The organism is Rhodopila sp. (assembly GCF_035548095.1).
Classification (GTDB): domain Bacteria; phylum Pseudomonadota; class Alphaproteobacteria; order Acetobacterales; family Acetobacteraceae; genus Rhodopila.
Genome location: NZ_DASZUV010000018.1, coordinates 121,942 through 140,905 on the forward strand (window position 1 = coordinate 121,942; position 18,964 = coordinate 140,905).

An 18,964-nucleotide genomic window follows, 5' to 3' on the forward strand; every position below is an offset into this window, starting at 1 on the left:
GGTGGATGATATCGGCTGTCGGTGGGAGCGGCCGACGCTTGCCGCGAACGTGACGGCGATTGCCGCAGGCGGGCGCCATCAGGCGCCTCCGGGCCTCATGCCGCCCTGGTCAGCCGCTTCATGAACGCCGACAAGCGGTGGCGGCGCAGTTCACTGCGGGCTTTTTCGTCCGTGGTCATGTAATTCAACTGCACGCTGTAGCGCTGACCGGTGAAGCGGCGATGGCCATGCCACGTGGTCGGCCCGTTCGGAAAGACCAGCAGCGTGCCATTCACCGGCGGAACCTCGACGGCGAAATCCTCCAGGTCGTTCGGCCCGCGCAGCAAGCGCAGGCAGCCTTCCTGGCGATCCCAGGCATCGCCCTGCTTGTTCAGATACAGCAGCACCGTCACCCGCTTGGCGGTCGAGTCACAATGGATGTTGCCATCGCGCTCCGTCGTCCAGCCACGCAAGGTCACCATGGTCGGCGCATCGGCGAGGTCGAGGCCGAACTTCGTCGCGATGGCCTCGCGCAGACGCGGACCTTCCATTGCCTGCATCAACGCGGCGGCGTTGGGTCCCAGCTTGATCGCGTCGATCGGGAAGGAGCCGCGCTTGCCCAGCGGCGGCAAATCCGCGAGCACCGCGTCCAGCGACGCGGGCGGGACGAAATCCGCCACCACGAGATGGGGGAACGGGTCATTCGCGACCGGCGTCGCATCCAGCCTGGCGTAATCGATGTCGATCATCAGGCCGCGGGCTTTACCAGCAAAGCCTCGGTCAGGTCGAGCAGATCATCTGGCCAGTAAAGCGCGGGTCTGGACCGAGGCGCGTGCAAGCCTGCGTCCGGCCGGCAGGTCAGGACCGGCATCACCCAGGCAACGGGCAGCGCGGCACGGCCATCCGCGGCGCCCAGCACGGCACCGGTCATGGCGGCGTCGGCGGCGCCGTGCGCGGTCGCTTCAGCCAGGGCCTGCTCGGCCGTAAGCCCCTCCGCCAGGCGGCGAAAGGCGTTTGCAAGCGCGACCAGGGCGCCGCCGCGTTGGATGTCCTCCGGTGCATGCAATGCCTTGATCACCAAGGGCTCATCGGCCGCAGACCGCACCGCGGCCTCCCGCATCGCGGCGCGGTCGGCGCCCTGCACGGCAGCGGCAATGGCAGCGGCCAGCGCGGCGCAGGCCGTTTGGCACAACGGATGAGGATGGGTCAGCGAGGCATCCGCGATTGCCGCCGCGGCCGCGGCCTCGGGCGAGGTGGCCCAGACACCGATCGGGGCGATTCGCGCCAGCGCCGTGCAGTCCCGCGCGGCCGGGTCGGCGGCGCACCGTGCCGCATGGGCCCGGTCGGCCGTGGCGGCGGATGCCGCCTTGAGCGAAGGCGCCAGCGTATCTTCACCGTCGACCGGACCGCTCTCATACCAACGCGCATAGGCATCGATCGCCGCCTCCGCGTCGTAGCTGTCACGCCCCGCCAAGGTGCGGGCGAGCGTGATGGCCAGTTCTCCTGCTGCGCCGGGCTGACCGGCGATCGTGCCGCGACCGGGATCGTCCCGCATTCGCGGCACCGTCGGGTGGGCTGTCTGACCGCCCAGTGCATCCCCGATGACCAGTCCGAGCAGGCACCCGATCGCCCGATCCAATCGCGTCCCTTCCGCCGCACGCGGAAAGGACAAGGTCACCCGAGCTGGCTGCAATGGATCGGGGCTGCGCCGCCACGATCGCGTCAGCAAGGTCGCAACCGCCGCCGGTGCCCCACCGAAGCAGGCGCCCGGACGGTTATCACCAGCCTCGTCATAGGTGACCGGCGTCCCGTCCTCCTTCAGCAGCACGCCGCCCGCGGCGGCCAGCAGCGCGTGCCCGGCGGCGATGTCATGCGCCGCCACCGGCCGCAGGGTCACGGTCGCGATCCCGTCGCCCGCGGCGACCCGCGCGAGACGATAGGCGATCGAGGGCAGCGGCATGAACCGCGCGGGCGCGCAGGCAGACCCGTTCCATACCGGCCGCTGCCAGGACCCGTGATTGAGGAACACGACATCCGATGGGGATAGTTCCCGCGCCCGCAGATCGATCGCGATCGGGGCGCCGTTGCGCAGGATCGGCCCGCCTTCGGCCCAGGCGATCAGGTCCGGCCCGCGATCCGGCGATAGTGGCGCATAGACGACGCCAAGCACCGGCCTTCCCGATCGCAGCAACGCCACCGAGACGGCGCTGCCGCGGCGCCCCTCCAGGAACGCCCTGGTCCCGTCATGCGGATCGACCACCCAGCAATAGCCGTTGGCCACATTGGCCTGGACGCCCGACTCCTCGCCCACGAAACGTGCCGGCAGCAGCCTGGTCAGGCCTGCGCGCAGGAACAGCTCGACTTCCTCATCCACCGGCGCGCTGTCCGCGTTGGCGGAGCGCGGGCCATCAGGCCGGCAGAACTCGTCCGCCACCATGCGTCCCGCCTGGCGAACCAGGGCAATGACGTCAGGCAGAACCGGGGACAAAGCGGTTGGCAGGGTTGCGGACACCATGGCACGACGAGTCTAGGCTTTCGGCGCCCGACGCGCTATCTGGCGACAGCCCCGATGGATCATCTGCTGCCCCAATCCGCGCGCCCCGCAACGGGGGGCCATGCCGGCCCGCTGCCGGCGTACCGTGCGTTGGTCGCCAGCGGCGGGCTGCAGGCTGACGCGGCGCAGGAGCGGGCGGCCATCAAGCTGCAGGATCTGTGGGAGCGGCTGCGCGGCTATGATCCGCGTCCCGCCCAGGAACCGCCAGCGAGCGGGTTTTTCGGCCGCCTGCTGAAACGGCGCCACACCGAGGAATACATGCCGCTGGGCCTCTACCTCGTAGGTGAGGTCGGGCGTGGCAAGTCCATGCTGATGGACCTGTTCTTCGATGTCGCGGACGTGCCCCGCAAGCAGCGCATCCACTTCCACAAATTCATGCAGACGGCGCACGCGCGTATTCACGCCTGGAAGAAGGCGAACCCCGGTACCGCCGACCCGATTCCACCGCTGGCGGATTCCATCGCAGCCGAGTCGGCCCTGCTGTGCTTCGATGAATTCCAGGTCAATGACATCGCCGACGCCATGATCCTGGGTCGCCTGTTCCAGGCGCTGTTCGATCGTGGCGTGGTGGTGGTCGCCACCTCCAACACCGAACCGGACAACCTGTTCAAGGGCCAGCCGGGGCGCGATGCCTTCCTGCCGTTCATCGCGCTGCTGAAGCAGCGGCTGGAGGTGCTGGTGATGGATAGTGCCCGCGATTATCGACGGGAGCGGATGCGCGGCCTGCGTACCTGGCATGTGCCGGCGGATGACTTCTCACGCCGCGCCCTGGACAAGGCGTTCGAGACCCTGACCGGCGGCGCGCCGATCCAGCCGGTCACCCTGACCGTCATGGGCCGGGATCTGGTGGTGGAGCGGGCGGCCGACGGCGTCGCCCGCTTCGATTTCGATTTCCTCTGCAACACCGCCCTGGGCGCCGGTGATTATCTGGCGATCGCATCCGCGTTCCATACCGTGGTGCTGGACGGCATTCCTCGCCTGTCCCCCGACAATTTCGACCAGGCTCGGCGGTTCATCACCCTGGTCGATGCGCTATACGACCAGCACATCAGGCTGATCGCGTCGGCTGACGCGACGCCGGACCAGCTTTACCAGCGTGGCGAAAACGCCAGGATGTTTGAGCGGACGGCATCGCGCCTGGATGAAATGCAGAGCCTCGACTGGCTGGGCATACATCAGGACGACGCGTAGCACGACCGAGCGGGATGCCAAGCGGCCCACGCTTCGCGGCGGACATGATGCCAATCCGGATGCCACCCCTTTGACGGCGCTTTTGCAGGCCGGCAGGTTGTGGGTCCGCCGGACTGTCTGACCCCGGCCCTGGGGTATGACTGGGTCGGATTGACCCTGTCATACCCCATCAACCTCTTGATCCGAGACCGCGATTCACGCCTTCTCACCGCCGGCTTCAGGCGACCGCGCTCTAACTGTTGATCAGCACATTCTCTGGCCGCTGTGGGATTTCCCCGCGCTCGACGCGCAGCACCTGCCGGGTCAGCATCTCATGCGTCGGGGCGGCGACACCGGCACGCGCTCCTTCGCTGGCGATGAAGCCATTCATGAACTCGATCTCGGTGCGGCGTCCCTTCTCCATGTCTTGCGCCATGGACGGCCGCTGATAGTCGCTGCGTTCCGCTTGTCCGGCCCCGCCTTCGGTCATCAGCCGTTCGATGTCCCGATAGGCGGCGGCATCGCCCTCCATCGCCCTGGCCAGCGTCTCGGGCGGCAGGGCGCCGACCTTGCCCAGCTTGTAGCCCAGCTTCTGGCCGACGCGGACCGCCTCGCCCCCCAGCTGGATGCAGATGCGGCGCACGGCAGGGTGATGGTCGCGTTCGTTACCGCCCATGCCGGTCGCCGCCGACACGCCATTGCGCATGCCGTTGACGCACAGCTTCGTCCAGCGTTCGCCCCACAGATTGTCGGTGGCCTTGGCGGCGTCGACGCTCGCCATGATCTCGGCGATCTCCTCGGCGCGGCGGGTTATCTTGCCGCTGGGTTCGCCAATGTAGAAAGACGTGATGTCGGGCCGCTTGGCATAGCCGCGGCGAATATGGCCGGGCTCATACAGATCCACGCCGACGCCGCCGGTGACGATGCATCCTAGGGTGCGGCCCCAGCCGACCACGCCGGCCACCCGCTCCTCATTGATGCAATTCTGCATCGACACCACCACGCCGGACGCCGACAGGTATTGCCGGATCATCTGCGTGGCCCAGACGGTATCGTACGACTTCACCGCCACGAAGGCGATGTCGATCGGCTTCTGCTTGGCGAGGTTCTGGACTTCGGTGAGGTGCATGGCCTTGACCTTCACGCTCAGCCGCTCCTGCGGCGTCATGCCGAAGATCTCCATGCCGTGTGCCTTCATGGAGTCGACATGTTCCGGCCACGGGTCGATCAGCGTCACGTCATGCCCGGCCGCCGTCATGTGGGCCCCCGCATAGCCGCCGACCGCGCCGGCGCCGACCACAGCGATTCGCTTTGCCATCTATCTCGTTTCCCTCGTAACTCTCTGACTCGTTAGCGGGGCCATCAGGCCCGCATGGCCTTGCCGGTATCGCGCATCAGGATCGCCGCATGCTGGCCGGTTACCGCGGCATGGTGCGCCATCGCGCGCGGCGACAGATCCGCATCCGGCCGTTCCTCGAGATCGAAATGGCCATGCTCGTCCACCCCGCGCACCAGCGTCGCGCTGTCATGCGCGCCGGCGACCTGCCGCACCGTGGTCGGGATGTAGCGGATGGCAAAGCCGATCCGCCGCTGGTCCGACGGGTTCGGGTCCGATCCGTGGATCAGGCGGACATGGTGCAGCGACATCTCGCCGGCCCGCAGCTCCAGCATCGCCGCCTGTCGCTCGTCGACATCCACCGCAACCTCCTGCCCGCGGCTCAGCAGGTTCTCGGCCCTGAACGTATCGCGATGCGGCACTTGGTCCATCGTGTGCGTGCCCGGAATGACGCGCATGGCCCCGTTCGCGGCGGTGCTGTCCGAGAAGGCGATCCAGGCGGTGATCACATCGGCCGGATCCAGTCCCCAATAGGTGGAATCCTGATGCCAGGAGACAAAGCCCGGGTTGCGTGGCTCCTTGATGAAGAACGACGAACCCCAGCACAGGATGTTCGGGCCGATCACATCCTCGACCGCGTCCAGAATCCGAGGATGCCGCACCAGGTCGGCCAGCCAGGTGAACAGCAGGTGTGATTTATGCCGTAGCGGACCGGCCAGAATACCCGCCTCGGCTTCATGGCCCTCCAACGCGCGGCGCAACGCACCCGCCTCGGCGGCGGACAGCACCGGCACCGGCGCGTAGAACCCCTGCTCGCGATACTGGCGAACCGCTGCCTCGCTCAGCAGTTTCATGGTCGTCCTCCGGTCACGGCGTCGTTGCTCTTGGGTGTGGTGGCGCAGCATGGGAAACCGTCGGGATGAGTGTCAATCCGCCCGCCCCGGACGCAGCCATGCCGGACGCGGTGATCCTGATCTTCGGTGCCGCCGTGCGTCCGGACGGTGCGCCCAGCGCGACCTTGCGTCACAGGGTGGACGCGGCGGCGCGGTTCGGCCGGCGTTTCGCACGGCCGCTGTTCATTCCCACCGGCGGCAAGGGCCGCTACGGCGATGCCGAGGCCGTGGTCATGGCCCGCCTGCTGCACGAGGCCGGTTATCCGACCGAGACGATCTGCATGGAACCGACAGGCACGGATACCCTGTCATCCATGCGGGCGGTGCTGCGGTTGCTACCGGCCTGGCCGGGTGCACCGGTCTACGCCGCGACCAGCGCCTACCACCTGCCGCGCTGCCTGGCCATGTTGCGGCTGGCCGGTATTCGCGCGCGGACCTGCCCGCCGCCGCTGCTCCCAGCCTCGACCACACCGTGGAAGCGGTGGTACTGGCGCCTGCGTGAGGTGCCGGCCCTGCCCTATGACGCGGTCCTGGTGGTCTGGCTGCGGCTGACCGGACGGCTTTGACTGGCTGGGGGTCCGCAACCGGCCATGCAGGCCGAGCGGCGAGCCGCCTTTGGGGGGCATGGCAGGATCAGGATGATCTGGTCATGCCGTCATAACCCTTTGATTGAAGGGCAGGACTGACGCCTTCCGACCGGCGGGGCCCAGGCGATCGTGCGCCTAGCGTTCGTTGTCGTCGTTATCGGTCTCGACCTCGATGTCACCGCTGATCGCGTCGGCGTCATCCTCCAGGTCATCGGTCTCCGCCAGCACGTCCTCATCGCCTTCGACGTCGTCGCCGACATCCACCTCGACGTCCACATCCGTATCGTCACCCGCTGGGGCAGGCTTCTTGATGCGCTTGTCCTCTACCACGTTTCCGCCGGCGCGGCGGGGACGCGGCTGGTCGATCGGCTGTTCGGTGCCGCATTTGGGGCAGATGGCGGGGGATTTCTGCAAGTCGTAAAAGCGCGTGTTGCAGGCAACGCAAACGCGCTTCATGCCGAGTTCAGGCTTGGCCATAGGCAAAACGCCCTTCGTGACATCCATCGGGGAAATCGAGCGCGGGGCCATGCCACCCTGGCGCCGTGCTGTCAATTTGCTTGTTGGCCAAGCGACGATTTGGCTGTAGGCGCGGACGGACCGACATAGTCGGTCCTCCGATCATTGTCCGGACCCTGCCGATGAGCCATGCCTCCATCTCCCCACGTCCCCTGGCCTCGGCCCGCGCCCCGGCGCCGCTGCAGGGCACCATCACGGTACCCGGCGACAAGTCGATCAGTCATCGCGCGCTGATGTTCGGCGCCCTTGCGGTCGGCGAGACGCGGATCACCGGACTGCTGACCGGGGAGGACGTGTTGCGCACCGCGGCGGCGATGCGCGCGCTGGGTGCCGAGGTCGTCCAGGAGCCGGACGGCACCTGGCGGGTCGCCGGCCGCGGCATCGGCGGCCTGATCGAGCCCGAGGACGTGCTGGACATGGGCAATTCCGGTACCGCCGCTCGGCTGCTGTGCGGCATCCTGGCGAGCCACCCACTGTTTGCCGTGATGACCGGAGACGCCAGCCTGCGGCGGCGGCCGATGAGGCGGGTGACCGATCCGCTGAGTGCCACCGGTGCCCGCTTCGCCGCGCGGGAGGGCGGCCGGCTGCCGCTGGCGATCGAGGGTGCGCGCGAAGCGCTGCCGCTGGCGTATCGCGTGCCGGTGCCGTCGGCCCAGGTGAAATCGGCGATCCTGCTTGCCGGGCTCAACGCCCCCGGCATCACACGCGTCGAGGAACCCGAAGCCACGCGCGACCATAGTGAGAACATGCTGCGCCATTTCGGTGCCAGCGTCCGCGTCGACATGGCCGGCGCCGGCCGGGTGATCGAACTGCGGGGCCAGCCGGAGCTGCGCGCCGCCAATGTGGCCGTGCCGGGCGACCCCTCCTCGGCCGCGTTTCCGCTGGTCGCGGCGCTGTTGGTCCCAGGCAGCCAGGTCACGATCCCGAATGTCGGATTGAACCCGCTGCGCGCCGGGCTGTTCACGACGCTGCGAGATATGGGAGCCCGGCTGGACGTGCGAAACGAGCGGACCGAGGGTGGAGAGCCTGTGGGCGACCTGCTGGTGACCGGCGGTGCGCTGCGGGGGGTCGATGTGCCGGGTGAGCGGGCGCCCAGCATGATCGACGAATATCCCGTCCTGGCCGTCGCAGCCGCCTGCGCCACCGGCACGACGCGGCTGTTCGGGTTGAAGGAACTGCGCGTGAAGGAAAGCGACCGGCTGAGCGCAACCGCCGCGCTGCTGGTGGCGAATGGCGCCAAGGTCGAGGTCATGGGCGACGATATGATCGTGCACGGCACCGGCGGACCACCCGCCGGCGGCGGATGGGTGGAGACGCATATGGATCACCGTATCGCGATGTCGGCCCTCGTCCTCGGCATGGTGTCCCGCGACCCGATCCGGATCGACGATGGCGCCTTCATCGACACCAGTTTCCCCGGCTTCGTTGCGAAGATGAATGCTGCTGGAGCGCGTATGACGGATGCCGCTACGGCGGATGCACGGGCGGCGGATGTACGGGCGGCCGATGCCGCGGTGGCCGGTGCCGCGGTGCCAAATCTGCTGGCGGATGGCGCATGAATCGGCACCCGGTAATCGCGATCGACGGACCCGCGGCGGCCGGCAAGGGCACGCTTGCCCGCCGGCTGGCGGAGGCGCTGGGGCTGCCTTATCTCGATACCGGACTGTTATACCGTGCGGTCGGACGGCGGGTTCTGGACGAGGGGGGCGACCCCTCCGATCCAGGTTCGGCGGAGCGCGCCGCGCTGGGGCTGCATCCGGATGATTTGCAACGCAACGATCTGCGCGGGCCGGAAGCGGACGCGGCGGCATCCGCTGTCGCCGCCATTCCCGGCGTGCGCGCCGCGCTGCTTGATTTCCAACGAAATTTTGCTGCCCTTCGCGGCGCGGTCCTGGACGGGCGAGACATCGGAACGGTGATCTTTCCGAACGCCTCGGTCAAATTGTTCGTCACCGCGACGGAGCAGGAGCGTGCCCGCCGCCGCTGGCTGGAAATGCGGGCGAAAGGCCACGAGGTCGCGCTGTCGGCTGTCGAGCAGGAATTGCATGCGCGCGACGTCAGGGATGCGGGGCGAGACGCGGCGCCGTTATGCGCCGCACCGGACGCTTTCGTGCTGGACACGACACATATAGATGCAGACGCGGCGTTTTCCGTTGCGTTGGCGGAAGTCAAGGCCCGATTGTAACATTTCCCGGGAGCATTCCGACCCGTTTACGTTACCCGAGGTTGCAAGACCCTTTTGCTTTGCGGGCCCAGCGCCTAACATTATGCTAAGGGGATTAGGGACACCCATGGCCGAACCTAGCAACCGGCACACCGGCCTCAGTCAGCCGCCTGCAGCGATCGAAGGCGTGGTGGTCCGGCTGCGGCTGATCGGGCAGATGGAAGCCTGGACGGTCCGCAGTGAGAATGTGCTGCCATCCGGGCGCAAAACGCGGGCCTTGCTGGCGTCGATCGCCATGGCGGCGCCGCGGCCGGTGCTGCGCGGCCGGCTGGCGGAACAGCTTTGGAGCCGCCGCCCCGAAGAGCAGGCGCGTGCCTCACTGCGCCAGGAGATCCATCGGCTGCTGGAGGCGCTGGCACCGGCCGAGACCGATATTCTGACGATCACCCGCGACCACCTCACCCTGCGTCCCGGCGCGGTATGGATCGATGTCGAGGAAGTGATGCGCGCGACAGTCGCGCATCCCGCCTCGCTGTCGCTGCTGGATGGTGACCTGCTTGAGGATCTGGACGGCGTCGACCCCAATTTCGATGCCTGGCTGAATACAGAGCGGGAACGCCTGCGCGACCGGGCGCGTGCGATCGCCGAGGCGATCCTGAAGAACGATCTGGAGCCAGAGGCCGCGATCGCCGCGGCACAGCGTCTGCTATCGATCGACCGCACCCATGAAGGCGGCTGGCGGGCGCTCATGCGTGCCCACGCCGCGCGGGGGGAGCGTGGACTGGCGGTGCAGGCTTATGACCGCTGCCGCGCCACGCTGGCCGACATGTTGGACGCAGCCCCGTCCGCCGAGACGCAAAAGCTGCTGAACGAGATTCGTGGCCCGTCCGGCAGTCGCCTGCCACTGCGCCCGCCGGCCCCTCCACCGCCGCCCGAGGCGCATCTGGAGGTTCCCGCGCCGGCGCCGGCGGCGCCACGGCGTACCACGAGCTCCGCGCTGCGTGGCGGGGCCCATGTCGGCGTGGCTCCCCTGCGCCTTGTCGGCATGCCCGAGGAAGACAGCCATCTGGCACTCGGCCTCGCGGACGAGCTCACCACCGCCCTGTCGCGGTTCCGCTGGATGTTCGTCGTCTCCTCCAACTCGGTGGCACGATTTGCCGAGGAGCAGCGGGATGAGGCCGCGATGCGGCGGGAACTGGGGCTGGATTTCCTGCTGGACGGCACGATCCAGCGCGCCGGCATGAAGATCCGGGTCTCCCTTCGGTTACTGGATCTGCGGTCGGCGAACCAGGTGGTGTGGACCAACCGGTTCGATCGCGAATCCGATGACCTGCTGTCCCTGCAGGACGAAATCGCCGCGGAGGTCGTGGCCCAGATCGATCCGGAGATCCTGTTCATCGAAGCCAAGCGCAGCATAACGCGCCCTCCGGTCGATGCGACGGCCTATGACCTGATGCTCCGAGCGCTGCCGCTGATGGGGCGGATGGAGCATGAGCCGTTCATGCAGGCCGGACATTATCTCGCCGAAGCCATCAAGCTGGAGCCGGACTACGCCGCGGCCCATGCCTGGTACGCCTATTGGCACGTGTTCCTGGTCGGTCAGGACTGGGCCGACCACCCCAGCGCGATGATGGAGCGCGCCGGCGAGCTGGCGGAGCGGGCCATCGTGCTCGACCCGTTTGACGCACGCGCGCTGACCATCAGCGGCCACGTCCGGGCTTTCCTGCACCGGCGCCTGCGGGAGGCGATGGCACTGCACGAACGCGCGCTGGCACTGAACCCGAACCTGGCGATGGCCTGGGCGCTGTCGGCGATGACCCACGCCTATGTCGGTGACCCCGAGGAGGCGGAGCGACGGCTGCGGCGGTACAAGAAGCTGTCGCCGCTGGATCCGCACGCGTTCATTTTCGACGGTTTTTTCGGCGTGATCCACCTGATGCGCCGGGACTACGAGAGCGCGGTGGAAGTCGGCCGCGATGTCAGCTTGCTGAACCCCTCATTTTCCGCGACCTACCGACCCTATCTCGCCGCGCTGGGCCACCTACGGCGAGAGCAGGAAGCGGCCATCGTGCGGCGTCGCTTTCTGGCGCTGGAACCGGATTTCACCATCGAGCGATTCATGCGCAACACGCCGATGGAACGGGAAAGCGACCGCCTGCATTATGCCGAAGGGCTCCGTCTGGCGGGCTTACGTGAACGCGACCCGCCTGTCGCCAACGCGCCGATCATGTTGCGGCCGAGCCGGGGCTCGTAAGGTCCGCTCGGCACCGGAAACGGTTCAGGAACCGCCGCCGCCTGCTTCCTCGGCGGCCCGGCGTTTCCGCGCAGCGGCGGCATATTGGCCGCGCGGGCGCACGACCTGAACATTCGGGCGGACGACGGTGTCGTAGTAGTCGTCCCAATCCTCGGGCGTGAACTGGGCCAGATCCGGCACCAGCTCATAATTGTTGAGGGTGGCATCCTCATAGACGGTGCGAGGCAGGGGCTGCACCTGCAGAAGCGGGTAGTCCGGCTTGAAGTGGATGGGTGAGTCCGTCTTGGTCAACCGCAGATTGGTGATCAGCGGCCCGAACCAGCGGTCGGTCTCGATGATCCCTTCAAAATGCTCATAGCCGCCGGCACGCGGCAGGTTGGCGGGGGCTCTGACCAGCAGGCTCCAGCCAGGGGCCGTGCGGGCGACAATGCCGGTCCAGAGCTGGATCAGCCCAGGCTCCTGCAAGGCACCGATGAACGGGGGGGAGAAGTCCTTGATCTCCTCCGGCGCGATGCCGGCGAAATAGTCGCGGAACCCGGGGAACTGGGCTGATGTCAATGGCAGCCATTCGCCGGCGCCTTCGAACGTCCACATCATGTCGTGGCCGTCCCATTGGATGGAGAAGCCGATAGGGGGAAAGATGTAGTAGCCGAATCCGGCGGCACTGGTGGCCGCCTCACAGTAGCGGAAAGCCCGCGTGGGGAGGGACCCGGCCGCGGAGCGGTCCGCTCGCTGCGGCAAGCGGGCATTCGGCACCAGTCGGTGGAAGGTCACCAGCTTGGGCTTGGCGGCGGCGGTGTCAGCCGGCTTCGCTGCTGTCTGGGTTGTCACGGGGCATATCCTTGCAGCTCTGAACGACGTTCGGACCGATGCGCGGGGCAACCGGTCCAACGACGTCGGGATGTAGGAAGACAGGGGGGGAAGGTGCTGTCTCCGGACAGATTACGCCTCGCCTCAGGCGGCCTGGCGGACCTTGCCGGCATCGGCGGTCGCCAGCGTCGGAGCGTAGCCACCCAGGCGAACCTTGCCGGCATCGGCGGTCGCCAGCGTCGGAGCATAGCCACCCAGGCGGACCTTGCCGGCATCGGCAGTGTTCAGCGTCGGGGCATAGCCACCCAGGCGGACCTTGCCGGCATCGGCAGTCGCCAGCGTCGGAGCGTAGCCACCCAGGCGAACCTTACCGGCATCGGCGGTCGCCAGCGTCGGAGCGTAGCCACCCAGGCGAACCTTGCCAGCGTCGGCGGTCGCCAGCGTCGGGGCGTAGCCACCCAGGCGGACCTTGCCAGCATCGGCGGTGCTCAGCGTCGGGGCATAACCACCCAGGCGGACCTTGCCAGCATCGGCGACATGAACGGAAACGGAAGCCTTCTCGAAAACGGTCATGGGAGCACCTTTCTGTAAACTCTTCGCTACTTCTGGGCGGTCCGTTCGGCTTGCCGCTCGGCCCGTCGTTGAAGCGGATATTCACAGATGGCACGGCATTTATCGTTTTATTGACGTGACCATGACGTCAAATCGTGTCGGATTCACGAATACAACCGACGAATATAATGTCGGCGTACAATAACCCTTACGCGCGATATATATGCGCCATACATCCATCAAAAGCTTTGCGATTTTGTAACGCCAATCGCAGAATTCATGATCAATAAGTATTTTTCAGAATCGTTCCAAAAAAGAAGGCGGACCGGCAGGATCGGACTTCATAATCAGATTCCTGCGCAAATCCACCGAATCAGACGGCGTTAATTTGCGGTACCGCCCACCGTCAGGCCAGCCATCTTCAATGTCGGCTGACCGACGCCGACAGGGACGCCCTGGCCGCTCTTGCCACAGGTGCCGATCCCCGGATCCAGCGCCATGTCGTTGCCGATCATCGCCACCTTGGTCAGCGAATCAGGCCCGTTACCGATCAGCGTCGCCCCCTTCACGGGCGCGGTGACCTTGCCATCCTCAATCAGGTATGCCTCGCTAGCCGAGAAGACGAACTTTCCCGATGTGATGTCGACCTGGCCGCCGCCGAAATTCACGGCATACAGGCCGCGCTTGACCGACGCGATCATCTCCTCCGGGCTATGCGCGCCGCCCAGCATCACAGTATTCGTCATGCGAGGCATGGGCGCGTGGGCATAAGACTGGCGCCGGCCGTTACCGGTCGCGCGCATGCCCATCAGGCGTGCATTCAGACGGTCCTGCAGATAGCCGACCAGGATCCCGTCCTCAATCAGCACGGTCCGGCTGCTGGGTGTGCCTTCATCGTCCACCGTGATGCTGCCACGCCGGTCCGGCAACGTGCCGTCATCGACCACAGTCACGCCAGGAGAGGCGACTTGTTTGCCCATCAGACCCGCGAAGGCCGAGGTCTTCTTGCGATTGAAGTCGCCTTCCAATCCGTGGCCGATCGCTTCGTGCAACAGAATCCCGGGCCAGCCGGACCCCAGCACGACCTCCATCTCCCCCGCCGGCGCCGGCTGGCTGTCAAGGTTCACCAGCGCCTGCCGCAGTGCTTCATCCACCGCTCCCCGCCAGGTCGCCGCCTGGGTGACGATGTCGTAGGCAAAGCGCCCGCCGGTCCCGTAGGAACCGGTTTCACGCCGCCCCCCCTGCTCCACCACGACAGACACGTTCAGTCGCACCAGCGGCCGCAGGTCAGCAACGCGTGTGCCATCCGGACGCATGATCTGCACCGCCTGCCACTCACCGGCGATCGAGGCCATGACCTGGATCACGCGCGAATCCTTGCCGCGTGCATAGGCATCGATCTCACCCAGAAGCGCGGTGCGAGCTGAGAAGTCCATCAGACGAAGCGGGTTCGCATCGGAATACAGCCGGGCATTGGTCGGGCGCGGCGGCTCCGCCGCTACGCCGCTGTGCCCGGCCTTGATGGCGGCCACGCTGTCGGCCGCGCGGCGCAAGGCCGGCTCCGAGATTTCCCCCGCATGCGCAAAGCCGGTGGCCTCTCCGGCCACGGCCCGCAAGCCGAAGCCCAGCGACGTGTCGAAGCCGGCGCTGCGAATCCGCCCATCATCCAGGCTGATCTGCTCGCTCTCCCGGTACTCCAGAAACAGCTCCCCGTCGTCACTGCCCCGCAAGGCCTCATCGACAATCCGCGTGGCGGCCTCCTGGCTCAGAGCCGCATCGGCGCGTTCAAAGAACAGCTGGTTGGTGGCGGCGACCGCGGACATGGCACAATTCCCTGATGACGTCTGGTTGACAGATAGGGATGAACACTGGCGAGAAAAACGTGCCGGACCAAGAGTTGGGACCGGGCAGAGCGTTGGACCGGGCAGAGCGTTGAGCGAGGCCGGGCCTCGCCTCGGGGCGGATCATATTCTGTAGCCGGATGCTTCCCGCGAGACGCCGTTTTACGACTCGACGACGCAGCTGTGCGGCATGACGATCTCGGCCACCGTGCCGACCCCCAGCTGGCTGGACAGCCGGACCTCGCCACCCTGCGCGGTCACGATCGCCCGTACTATATAGAGTCCGAGACCGCTGCCCCCATAACGGCGGGACAGGCTGTCATCGAGCTGGATAAACGGCTCGAACACGCGTTCCAGGTCTTCGCCGGCCATGCCGATCCCGGTATCCACCACGCGCAGGTGCAGGCTTCCCTCCGTGTCCAGGCCGGCACTGATTGCGACCGTCCCCCCGGCGGGGGTGAATTTCACGGCGTTCGACAGAAGCTGCGACACGGCCTGAACCATGCGGCGTTCGTCGGCCCGCAGCTTCGGCAGATGGTCTACCGGCTCCAGCGTCACGGAGATTTCGGCCGCGAGGGCCGCGCTGCGAGTCTGGCGCATCGCCGCAAGAAGGATCTGCTCGACATCGGCACGCTCATCGCCGGGCGCAAATCGTCCGGTCTCGATCCGCGCGACATCCAGGATCGTGTTGATCAAGGCCAGCAGATGCCGACCGGCTTCATTGATCTGAGCACCATATTCGGCGATTTGTGCCGGTGAATGGGGCGTTCCCTCGCGCATCAGCGTGTCGGAAAACCCGATGATCGCGTTCAACGGCGTCCGCAACTCGTGGCTCATGGTAGCCAGGAAACGGGATTTGGCCTTGTTCGCGGATTCGGCCAGATCCCGCGCATGCCGAGCCGCCGCCTCGGCCTGGAAGAGCGCCGAGATATCGGTGACCACGCTGATATGGCCGCCATCGGGTAGCGGTGCGGTCCGGACATCGATGGCCGTGCCGTTGGGCCGCACCCGCCGCCGGCTCTGCGGCTGGCTGATATCGAAGCTGATCTGGTGGTCGTAGACCTCGTCCGGCGCACCGGACCCGTATTCCCTGGCCTCCGCACGGCGGCGGATAATGTCTTCCAGATGATCGCCGACTTGCAGCGGGGCGCCCTGCATCACGTCCAGGTAGGTCTGGTTGAACATCGCGACGCGGCGATCCGGACCGTAAACGCAGATACCGTGCGGCACGGCGCTCAGCACCGAGTCGAGCAGGTCGGCCCGCCGGGTCGCTTCGTTCTGCGCCCGTGCCAGAGGCGTGATGTCGTTGACGGTAATGGCCCACCCGCCCGCCGGCAGCGGGTCCAGCATGATGTCGATCAGCTGGCCGTTATCCCGCGACCGTCGCATCGACCAGCGCGCGGCCGGGGCAACGGCGCGCAGAGAGGTGATGAACGCCGCCCCATCATGACCGCGATACTCGTCCCGCGTATCCATCAGGTCGAGCATGGCGGCAAAGGCGAGACCGGCCCGCAGCCAGTCCGCCGGCAGGCCCATCAGCTCCGCGAAGCGGGGGTTCGCCAGCAACAACTTGCCGGTGGGATCGAAAACCGCCAGACCAATGCGCAATGTCGCCAAAGCGGTCGTCGTCTGTGCCAGCGCGCCCTCGGCGTCGGCCCTGGCCATCAGAATCTCGGTTACATCGATCAGGCTGATGATGAAGCCACCGCCCGGACGCGGCGTATTATGGATATCGTATGTGCGGCCGTTGAAGGAGCGCCGGCGCAGCTTGCCGTCCTTGGTGCGGTCGGTACTCAGCACGGCCTGGACCTGCGCCTCACGGTCGCCTGGTCCGAACGCTCCACGTAGCGCCAAGGCCATCGCGAGGTCGCGAACCGGCGTCCCTGGGGGGAAATTCAAGGCCTGCAAGCCGGTGATCGTCCGGTAGGCGGACGTCATCAACTGAAGCCGGTGGTCGGCGTCGAATACGGCTAGACCGACCGGAAGCGCTTCGATGATGGCGGCCAGGTCGGGATCGGTCAGAACAGCGATCGTGTCGTTCACCGGAGGGTCGGACCTTGGCTCACCGCGGTGTCGGCTGGCTGCCTGGACACAGGGGTCGTTGCGCCGATACGCCGCCCCGTCAGATGGTGGACCGCCACCAGCACCACGGTCAGGACCAGGACCGCCCCGGCCTGATGCGCCGTGGCCAGCGGGACCGGCACCACCAGGAGCAGGGTCGCCACCCCCAGGGCATACTGCCCACACACGGCAGCCGCCAGAGCCAGGGCAAGAGGCTTGGGGAACGCCCTGCGCAGACCGGTTATGGCCAGGATTGTGACGGCCAGCAGGGTCAAGGTCGCCAGCAGCCGATGGTCGAACTGCACGGCGGCGACATTTTCCGTCAGATTCCGCAGCAGCGGCCGCAGATCCGCATATGAAACCGGTACCAGGTGACCGTCCATCAGCGGGAAGCTGTTGTAAATCAGGCCCGCATGCGTCCCGGCAACGAAACCGCCCGCGATGATCGTCAGCGCTGTCAGGCATAGACAGGCGACCGCCAGCAGCCGAACCGGCAAACCAGCCCGCGCGCCGAGGCGAACCGGACGCAACAGCGACAGGCCGGTCCATATGATGGCGCCGTACAGGATCAGCGCCAGGACCAGATGGACCACCAGCCGATACGGGGACACCGCCGTGGAATCAGGAAAGAAGCCGGACGCCACCATGAACCAGCCGACCGCACCCTGCAGGCCGCCCAGGAAGAACAGCAGCAGCAGCCGCGGCACCAGGCTACGTTCGATCCGCGCAGTGGCCCAGAACCAGATCAGGGGCGCGATGAAGGCCAGGCCGATCAGCCGACCCCACAGACGATGCGTCCATTCCAGCCAGAAGATCTGTTTGAATCCCGCCAGGCCGAACCCTTCGTTGACCAGCGAATATTGCGGAATATTCTGGTACAGGGCGAACAGCCGGTGCCATTCGGCGTCCGACATCGGCGGCAGCGCGCCCATCAGCGGCGCCCATTCCATGATCGACAGACCGGAACCGGTCAGGCGGGTGGCGCCGCCCAGCACGATCATCACCATGATCATCGCGGCGACGCAAAACAGCCAGACCGCCACCGCCCGGCGGCTGCGCCGGGTCGCGGCGCGGTCCAGGCGCGACGCTTCTGGAAAATCATGGACGTCGAAAGGCATTGCCTCTTTATAAAGAGAACCCCATCCGAAAAGAAGCGCGATTGGCGTCCGTCATACGGCTGCCCGCTTCCGCCCCCGATCGGTCCCGGCGCGGGCTTCCGCTTCCCGGCGATCGGCGGCCGGGGCATGACAGGGTCGGTTCGACCCTGTCATCGGTTCACGCCTCCCGGCCGCCGGCCTCAGGTGCCTCAGTGGATATTCAGGAGCGCCCCGGCATGACGAACGCCGCGGCGTTCGGCAACCGCACAGGAAGCGACGCGCACTGAATGCAATTGCCCATCCAATTCTCGATGCCAAAAGTCCAAGAATTTCCGCAGCACCGGATATTGTGGCGCGAGATCGAGATCCTGCCAGATATAGGTTTGCAACACCGCTGGATGGTCGGGGAGGCGATAGAGGATCTCCGCGGTGGTCAACCGGTAATCATGTATCTGCCGCTTCAGGGTCATCGATGATCGCATCCTTTTCTCGATTGGCTCTTCACCACTCCACTTGCACCGGCTTCCGCCGTCCGGCATGCCCTGACGGGCCGGATGACAAGATGATGTCGGAGCGCGTCTGCAATGCGCAATGAAAAAATATCGTGATTTCAGAGTGTTAGCACTCACTGCGCGAGAGTGCTGCCAGACCCTTGACTCTCGCACGTCAGGCGCCTAGATCGCTGGCACTCCCTGAGGGGGAGTGCTAACAGTCCGGATCGGGTGCTTCCTGCAAGGCCCGCCACGCCGGCATTGGCAGCGTAATCATGTTTGACTGAGATCGAACTCAGGAGCGAAGAGAATGAGCTTCCGTCCCCTGCACGACCGCGTCGTCGTCCGCCGTATCACGGCTGAAGAGAAGACCGCGGGCGGCATCATCATCCCGGATACCGCGAAGGAAAAGCCGATGGAAGGCGAAGTCATCGCCGTCGGCCCCGGCGCGCGCAATGAACAGGGCCAGCTGGTCGCGCTGGATGTCAAGGCGGGCGACCGCATCCTGTTCGGCAAGTGGTCCGGCACCGAGGTGAAGCTGGATGGTGAAGAACTCCTGATCATGAAGGAGTCCGACATCATGGGCATCATCGACACGTCGGCGGCGAAGAAGAAGGCCGCCTGAGCGGGGCTTTCGGACGCGTTTCGCACGATCTGAA

General features: G+C 66.5%; 17 protein-coding genes. 6 read left to right on the top strand and 11 right to left on the bottom strand.

From position 1 onward, the window contains the following. Positions 1 to 95 precede the first annotated feature (95 nt). Together VHC04_RS14245 and VHC04_RS14250 are read right to left on the bottom strand one after the other, a co-directional pair. A complete protein-coding gene (locus tag VHC04_RS14245) occupies positions 96 to 728 on the bottom strand; it encodes a 2OG-Fe(II) oxygenase (RefSeq protein WP_325682341.1) in 633 nt (210 codons plus the stop codon). Beyond that, complete coding sequence (locus VHC04_RS14250; protein WP_325682343.1) at positions 728 to 2,494, bottom strand: inositol monophosphatase family protein; 1,767 nt, start codon at positions 2,492 to 2,494, stop codon at positions 728 to 730. Before VHC04_RS14250 ends, VHC04_RS14245 begins: the two co-directional genes overlap by 1 nt. Positions 2,495 to 2,548: 54 nt before the next feature. Here VHC04_RS14250 and zapE point away from each other — a divergent pair, with 54 nt between their 5' ends. Next, positions 2,549 to 3,724: a cell division protein ZapE gene (gene zapE, locus VHC04_RS14255; RefSeq protein WP_325682345.1), complete on the top strand. Its 1,176-nt coding sequence runs from the start codon at positions 2,549 to 2,551 to the stop codon at positions 3,722 to 3,724. Positions 3,725 to 3,956: 232 nt separating this feature from the next. Here zapE and VHC04_RS14260 read toward each other — a convergent pair whose 3' ends face one another. Beyond that, a complete protein-coding gene (locus tag VHC04_RS14260; protein WP_325682347.1) occupies positions 3,957 to 5,021 on the bottom strand; it encodes a ketopantoate reductase family protein in 1,065 nt (354 codons plus the stop codon). 44 nt (positions 5,022 to 5,065) lie between these two features. Next, positions 5,066 to 5,893, bottom strand: a complete 828-nt coding sequence (locus tag VHC04_RS14265; RefSeq protein WP_325682348.1) for a phytanoyl-CoA dioxygenase family protein — start codon at positions 5,891 to 5,893, stop codon at positions 5,066 to 5,068. A gap of 65 nt (positions 5,894 to 5,958) precedes the next feature. Between VHC04_RS14265 and VHC04_RS14270 the strand changes: the two genes are divergently transcribed. Then, positions 5,959 to 6,498 (top strand): YdcF family protein, encoded by a 540-nt coding sequence (locus tag VHC04_RS14270; RefSeq protein WP_325682350.1) that lies wholly within the window; start codon positions 5,959 to 5,961, stop codon positions 6,496 to 6,498. A gap of 156 nt (positions 6,499 to 6,654) precedes the next feature. Here the strand turns inward: VHC04_RS14270 and VHC04_RS14275 are convergent, their stop codons facing one another. Beyond that, positions 6,655 to 7,023 (bottom strand): TIGR02300 family protein, encoded by a 369-nt coding sequence (locus VHC04_RS14275; protein ID WP_325682352.1) that lies wholly within the window; start codon positions 7,021 to 7,023, stop codon positions 6,655 to 6,657. Between the two features lie 134 nt (positions 7,024 to 7,157). Here VHC04_RS14275 and aroA point away from each other — a divergent pair, with 134 nt between their 5' ends. The 3 genes from aroA to VHC04_RS14290 all read left to right on the top strand — a co-directional run bounded on the left by aroA (position 7,158) and on the right by VHC04_RS14290 (position 11,453). Next, positions 7,158 to 8,594 carry a 3-phosphoshikimate 1-carboxyvinyltransferase gene (gene aroA / locus VHC04_RS14280; RefSeq protein WP_325682354.1) on the top strand — a complete coding sequence of 479 codons (1,437 nt, stop codon included), beginning with the start codon at positions 7,158 to 7,160 and terminating at the stop codon, positions 8,592 to 8,594. Further along, the gene (gene cmk, locus VHC04_RS14285; protein ID WP_325682357.1) at positions 8,591 to 9,220 is read left to right on the top strand and encodes a (d)CMP kinase; all 630 of its coding nucleotides are present in this window, start codon (positions 8,591 to 8,593) and stop codon (positions 9,218 to 9,220) included. The genes aroA and cmk overlap by 4 nt, the downstream gene beginning before the upstream one ends. A 106-nt stretch (positions 9,221 to 9,326) precedes the next feature. Then, a complete protein-coding gene (locus VHC04_RS14290) occupies positions 9,327 to 11,453 on the top strand; it encodes a BTAD domain-containing putative transcriptional regulator (RefSeq protein WP_325682359.1) in 2,127 nt (708 codons plus the stop codon). Between the two features lie 24 nt (positions 11,454 to 11,477). Here the strand turns inward: VHC04_RS14290 and VHC04_RS14295 are convergent, their stop codons facing one another. The 6 genes from VHC04_RS14295 to VHC04_RS14320 all read right to left on the bottom strand — a co-directional run bounded on the left by VHC04_RS14295 (position 11,478) and on the right by VHC04_RS14320 (position 18,296). Next, positions 11,478 to 12,284 carry a DUF6065 family protein gene (locus VHC04_RS14295; protein ID WP_325682361.1) on the bottom strand — a complete coding sequence of 269 codons (807 nt, stop codon included), beginning with the start codon at positions 12,282 to 12,284 and terminating at the stop codon, positions 11,478 to 11,480. Positions 12,285 to 12,407: 123 nt separating this feature from the next. Continuing rightward, complete coding sequence (locus tag VHC04_RS14300; protein WP_325682363.1) at positions 12,408 to 12,836, bottom strand: hypothetical protein; 429 nt, start codon at positions 12,834 to 12,836, stop codon at positions 12,408 to 12,410. Positions 12,837 to 13,198: 362 nt separating this feature from the next. Next, positions 13,199 to 14,638: a metalloprotease TldD gene (gene tldD / locus VHC04_RS14305; RefSeq protein WP_325682365.1), complete on the bottom strand. Its 1,440-nt coding sequence runs from the start codon at positions 14,636 to 14,638 to the stop codon at positions 13,199 to 13,201. A gap of 180 nt (positions 14,639 to 14,818) precedes the next feature. Next, on the bottom strand, positions 14,819 to 16,699 hold the full coding sequence (locus VHC04_RS14310) for a PAS domain-containing sensor histidine kinase (RefSeq protein WP_325682367.1): 1,881 nt from the start codon (positions 16,697 to 16,699) through the stop codon (positions 14,819 to 14,821). Next, a complete protein-coding gene (locus VHC04_RS14315) occupies positions 16,696 to 17,835 on the bottom strand; it encodes a COX15/CtaA family protein (RefSeq protein ID WP_325682369.1) in 1,140 nt (379 codons plus the stop codon). Before VHC04_RS14315 ends, VHC04_RS14310 begins: the two co-directional genes overlap by 4 nt. A gap of 188 nt (positions 17,836 to 18,023) precedes the next feature. Beyond that, entirely contained in the window at positions 18,024 to 18,296 is a 273-nt protein-coding gene (locus tag VHC04_RS14320; protein ID WP_413789117.1) for an usg protein, read from the bottom strand. 319 nt (positions 18,297 to 18,615) lie between these two features. Here VHC04_RS14320 and groES point away from each other — a divergent pair, with 319 nt between their 5' ends. After that, positions 18,616 to 18,930, top strand: a complete 315-nt coding sequence (groES, locus tag VHC04_RS14325; protein ID WP_325682373.1) for a co-chaperone GroES — start codon at positions 18,616 to 18,618, stop codon at positions 18,928 to 18,930. Positions 18,931 to 18,964 lie beyond the last annotated feature (34 nt).

Excerpts from the sequence above, each read along its gene's own strand:
- VHC04_RS14245 (WP_325682341.1), bottom strand. The coding sequence starts at position 728 with ATGATCGACATCGATTACGCCAGGCTGGATGCGACGCCGGTCGCGAAT.
- VHC04_RS14250 (WP_325682343.1), bottom strand. The coding sequence starts at position 2,494 with ATGGTGTCCGCAACCCTGCCAACCGCTTTGTCCCCGGTTCTGCCTGAC.
- zapE (WP_325682345.1), top strand. The coding sequence starts at position 2,549 with ATGGATCATCTGCTGCCCCAATCCGCGCGCCCCGCAACGGGGGGCCAT.
- VHC04_RS14260 (WP_325682347.1), bottom strand. The coding sequence starts at position 5,021 with ATGGCAAAGCGAATCGCTGTGGTCGGCGCCGGCGCGGTCGGCGGCTAT.
- VHC04_RS14265 (WP_325682348.1), bottom strand. The coding sequence starts at position 5,893 with ATGAAACTGCTGAGCGAGGCAGCGGTTCGCCAGTATCGCGAGCAGGGG.
- VHC04_RS14270 (WP_325682350.1), top strand. The coding sequence starts at position 5,959 with ATGAGTGTCAATCCGCCCGCCCCGGACGCAGCCATGCCGGACGCGGTG.
- VHC04_RS14275 (WP_325682352.1), bottom strand. The coding sequence starts at position 7,023 with ATGGATGTCACGAAGGGCGTTTTGCCTATGGCCAAGCCTGAACTCGGC.
- aroA (WP_325682354.1), top strand. The coding sequence starts at position 7,158 with ATGAGCCATGCCTCCATCTCCCCACGTCCCCTGGCCTCGGCCCGCGCC.
- cmk (WP_325682357.1), top strand. The coding sequence starts at position 8,591 with ATGAATCGGCACCCGGTAATCGCGATCGACGGACCCGCGGCGGCCGGC.
- VHC04_RS14290 (WP_325682359.1), top strand. The coding sequence starts at position 9,327 with ATGGCCGAACCTAGCAACCGGCACACCGGCCTCAGTCAGCCGCCTGCA.
- VHC04_RS14300 (WP_325682363.1), bottom strand. The coding sequence starts at position 12,836 with ATGACCGTTTTCGAGAAGGCTTCCGTTTCCGTTCATGTCGCCGATGCT.
- tldD (WP_325682365.1), bottom strand. The coding sequence starts at position 14,638 with ATGTCCGCGGTCGCCGCCACCAACCAGCTGTTCTTTGAACGCGCCGAT.
- VHC04_RS14315 (WP_325682369.1), bottom strand. The coding sequence starts at position 17,835 with ATGCCTTTCGACGTCCATGATTTTCCAGAAGCGTCGCGCCTGGACCGC.
- VHC04_RS14320 (WP_413789117.1), bottom strand. The coding sequence starts at position 18,296 with ATGCGATCATCGATGACCCTGAAGCGGCAGATACATGATTACCGGTTG.
- groES (WP_325682373.1), top strand. The coding sequence starts at position 18,616 with ATGAGCTTCCGTCCCCTGCACGACCGCGTCGTCGTCCGCCGTATCACG.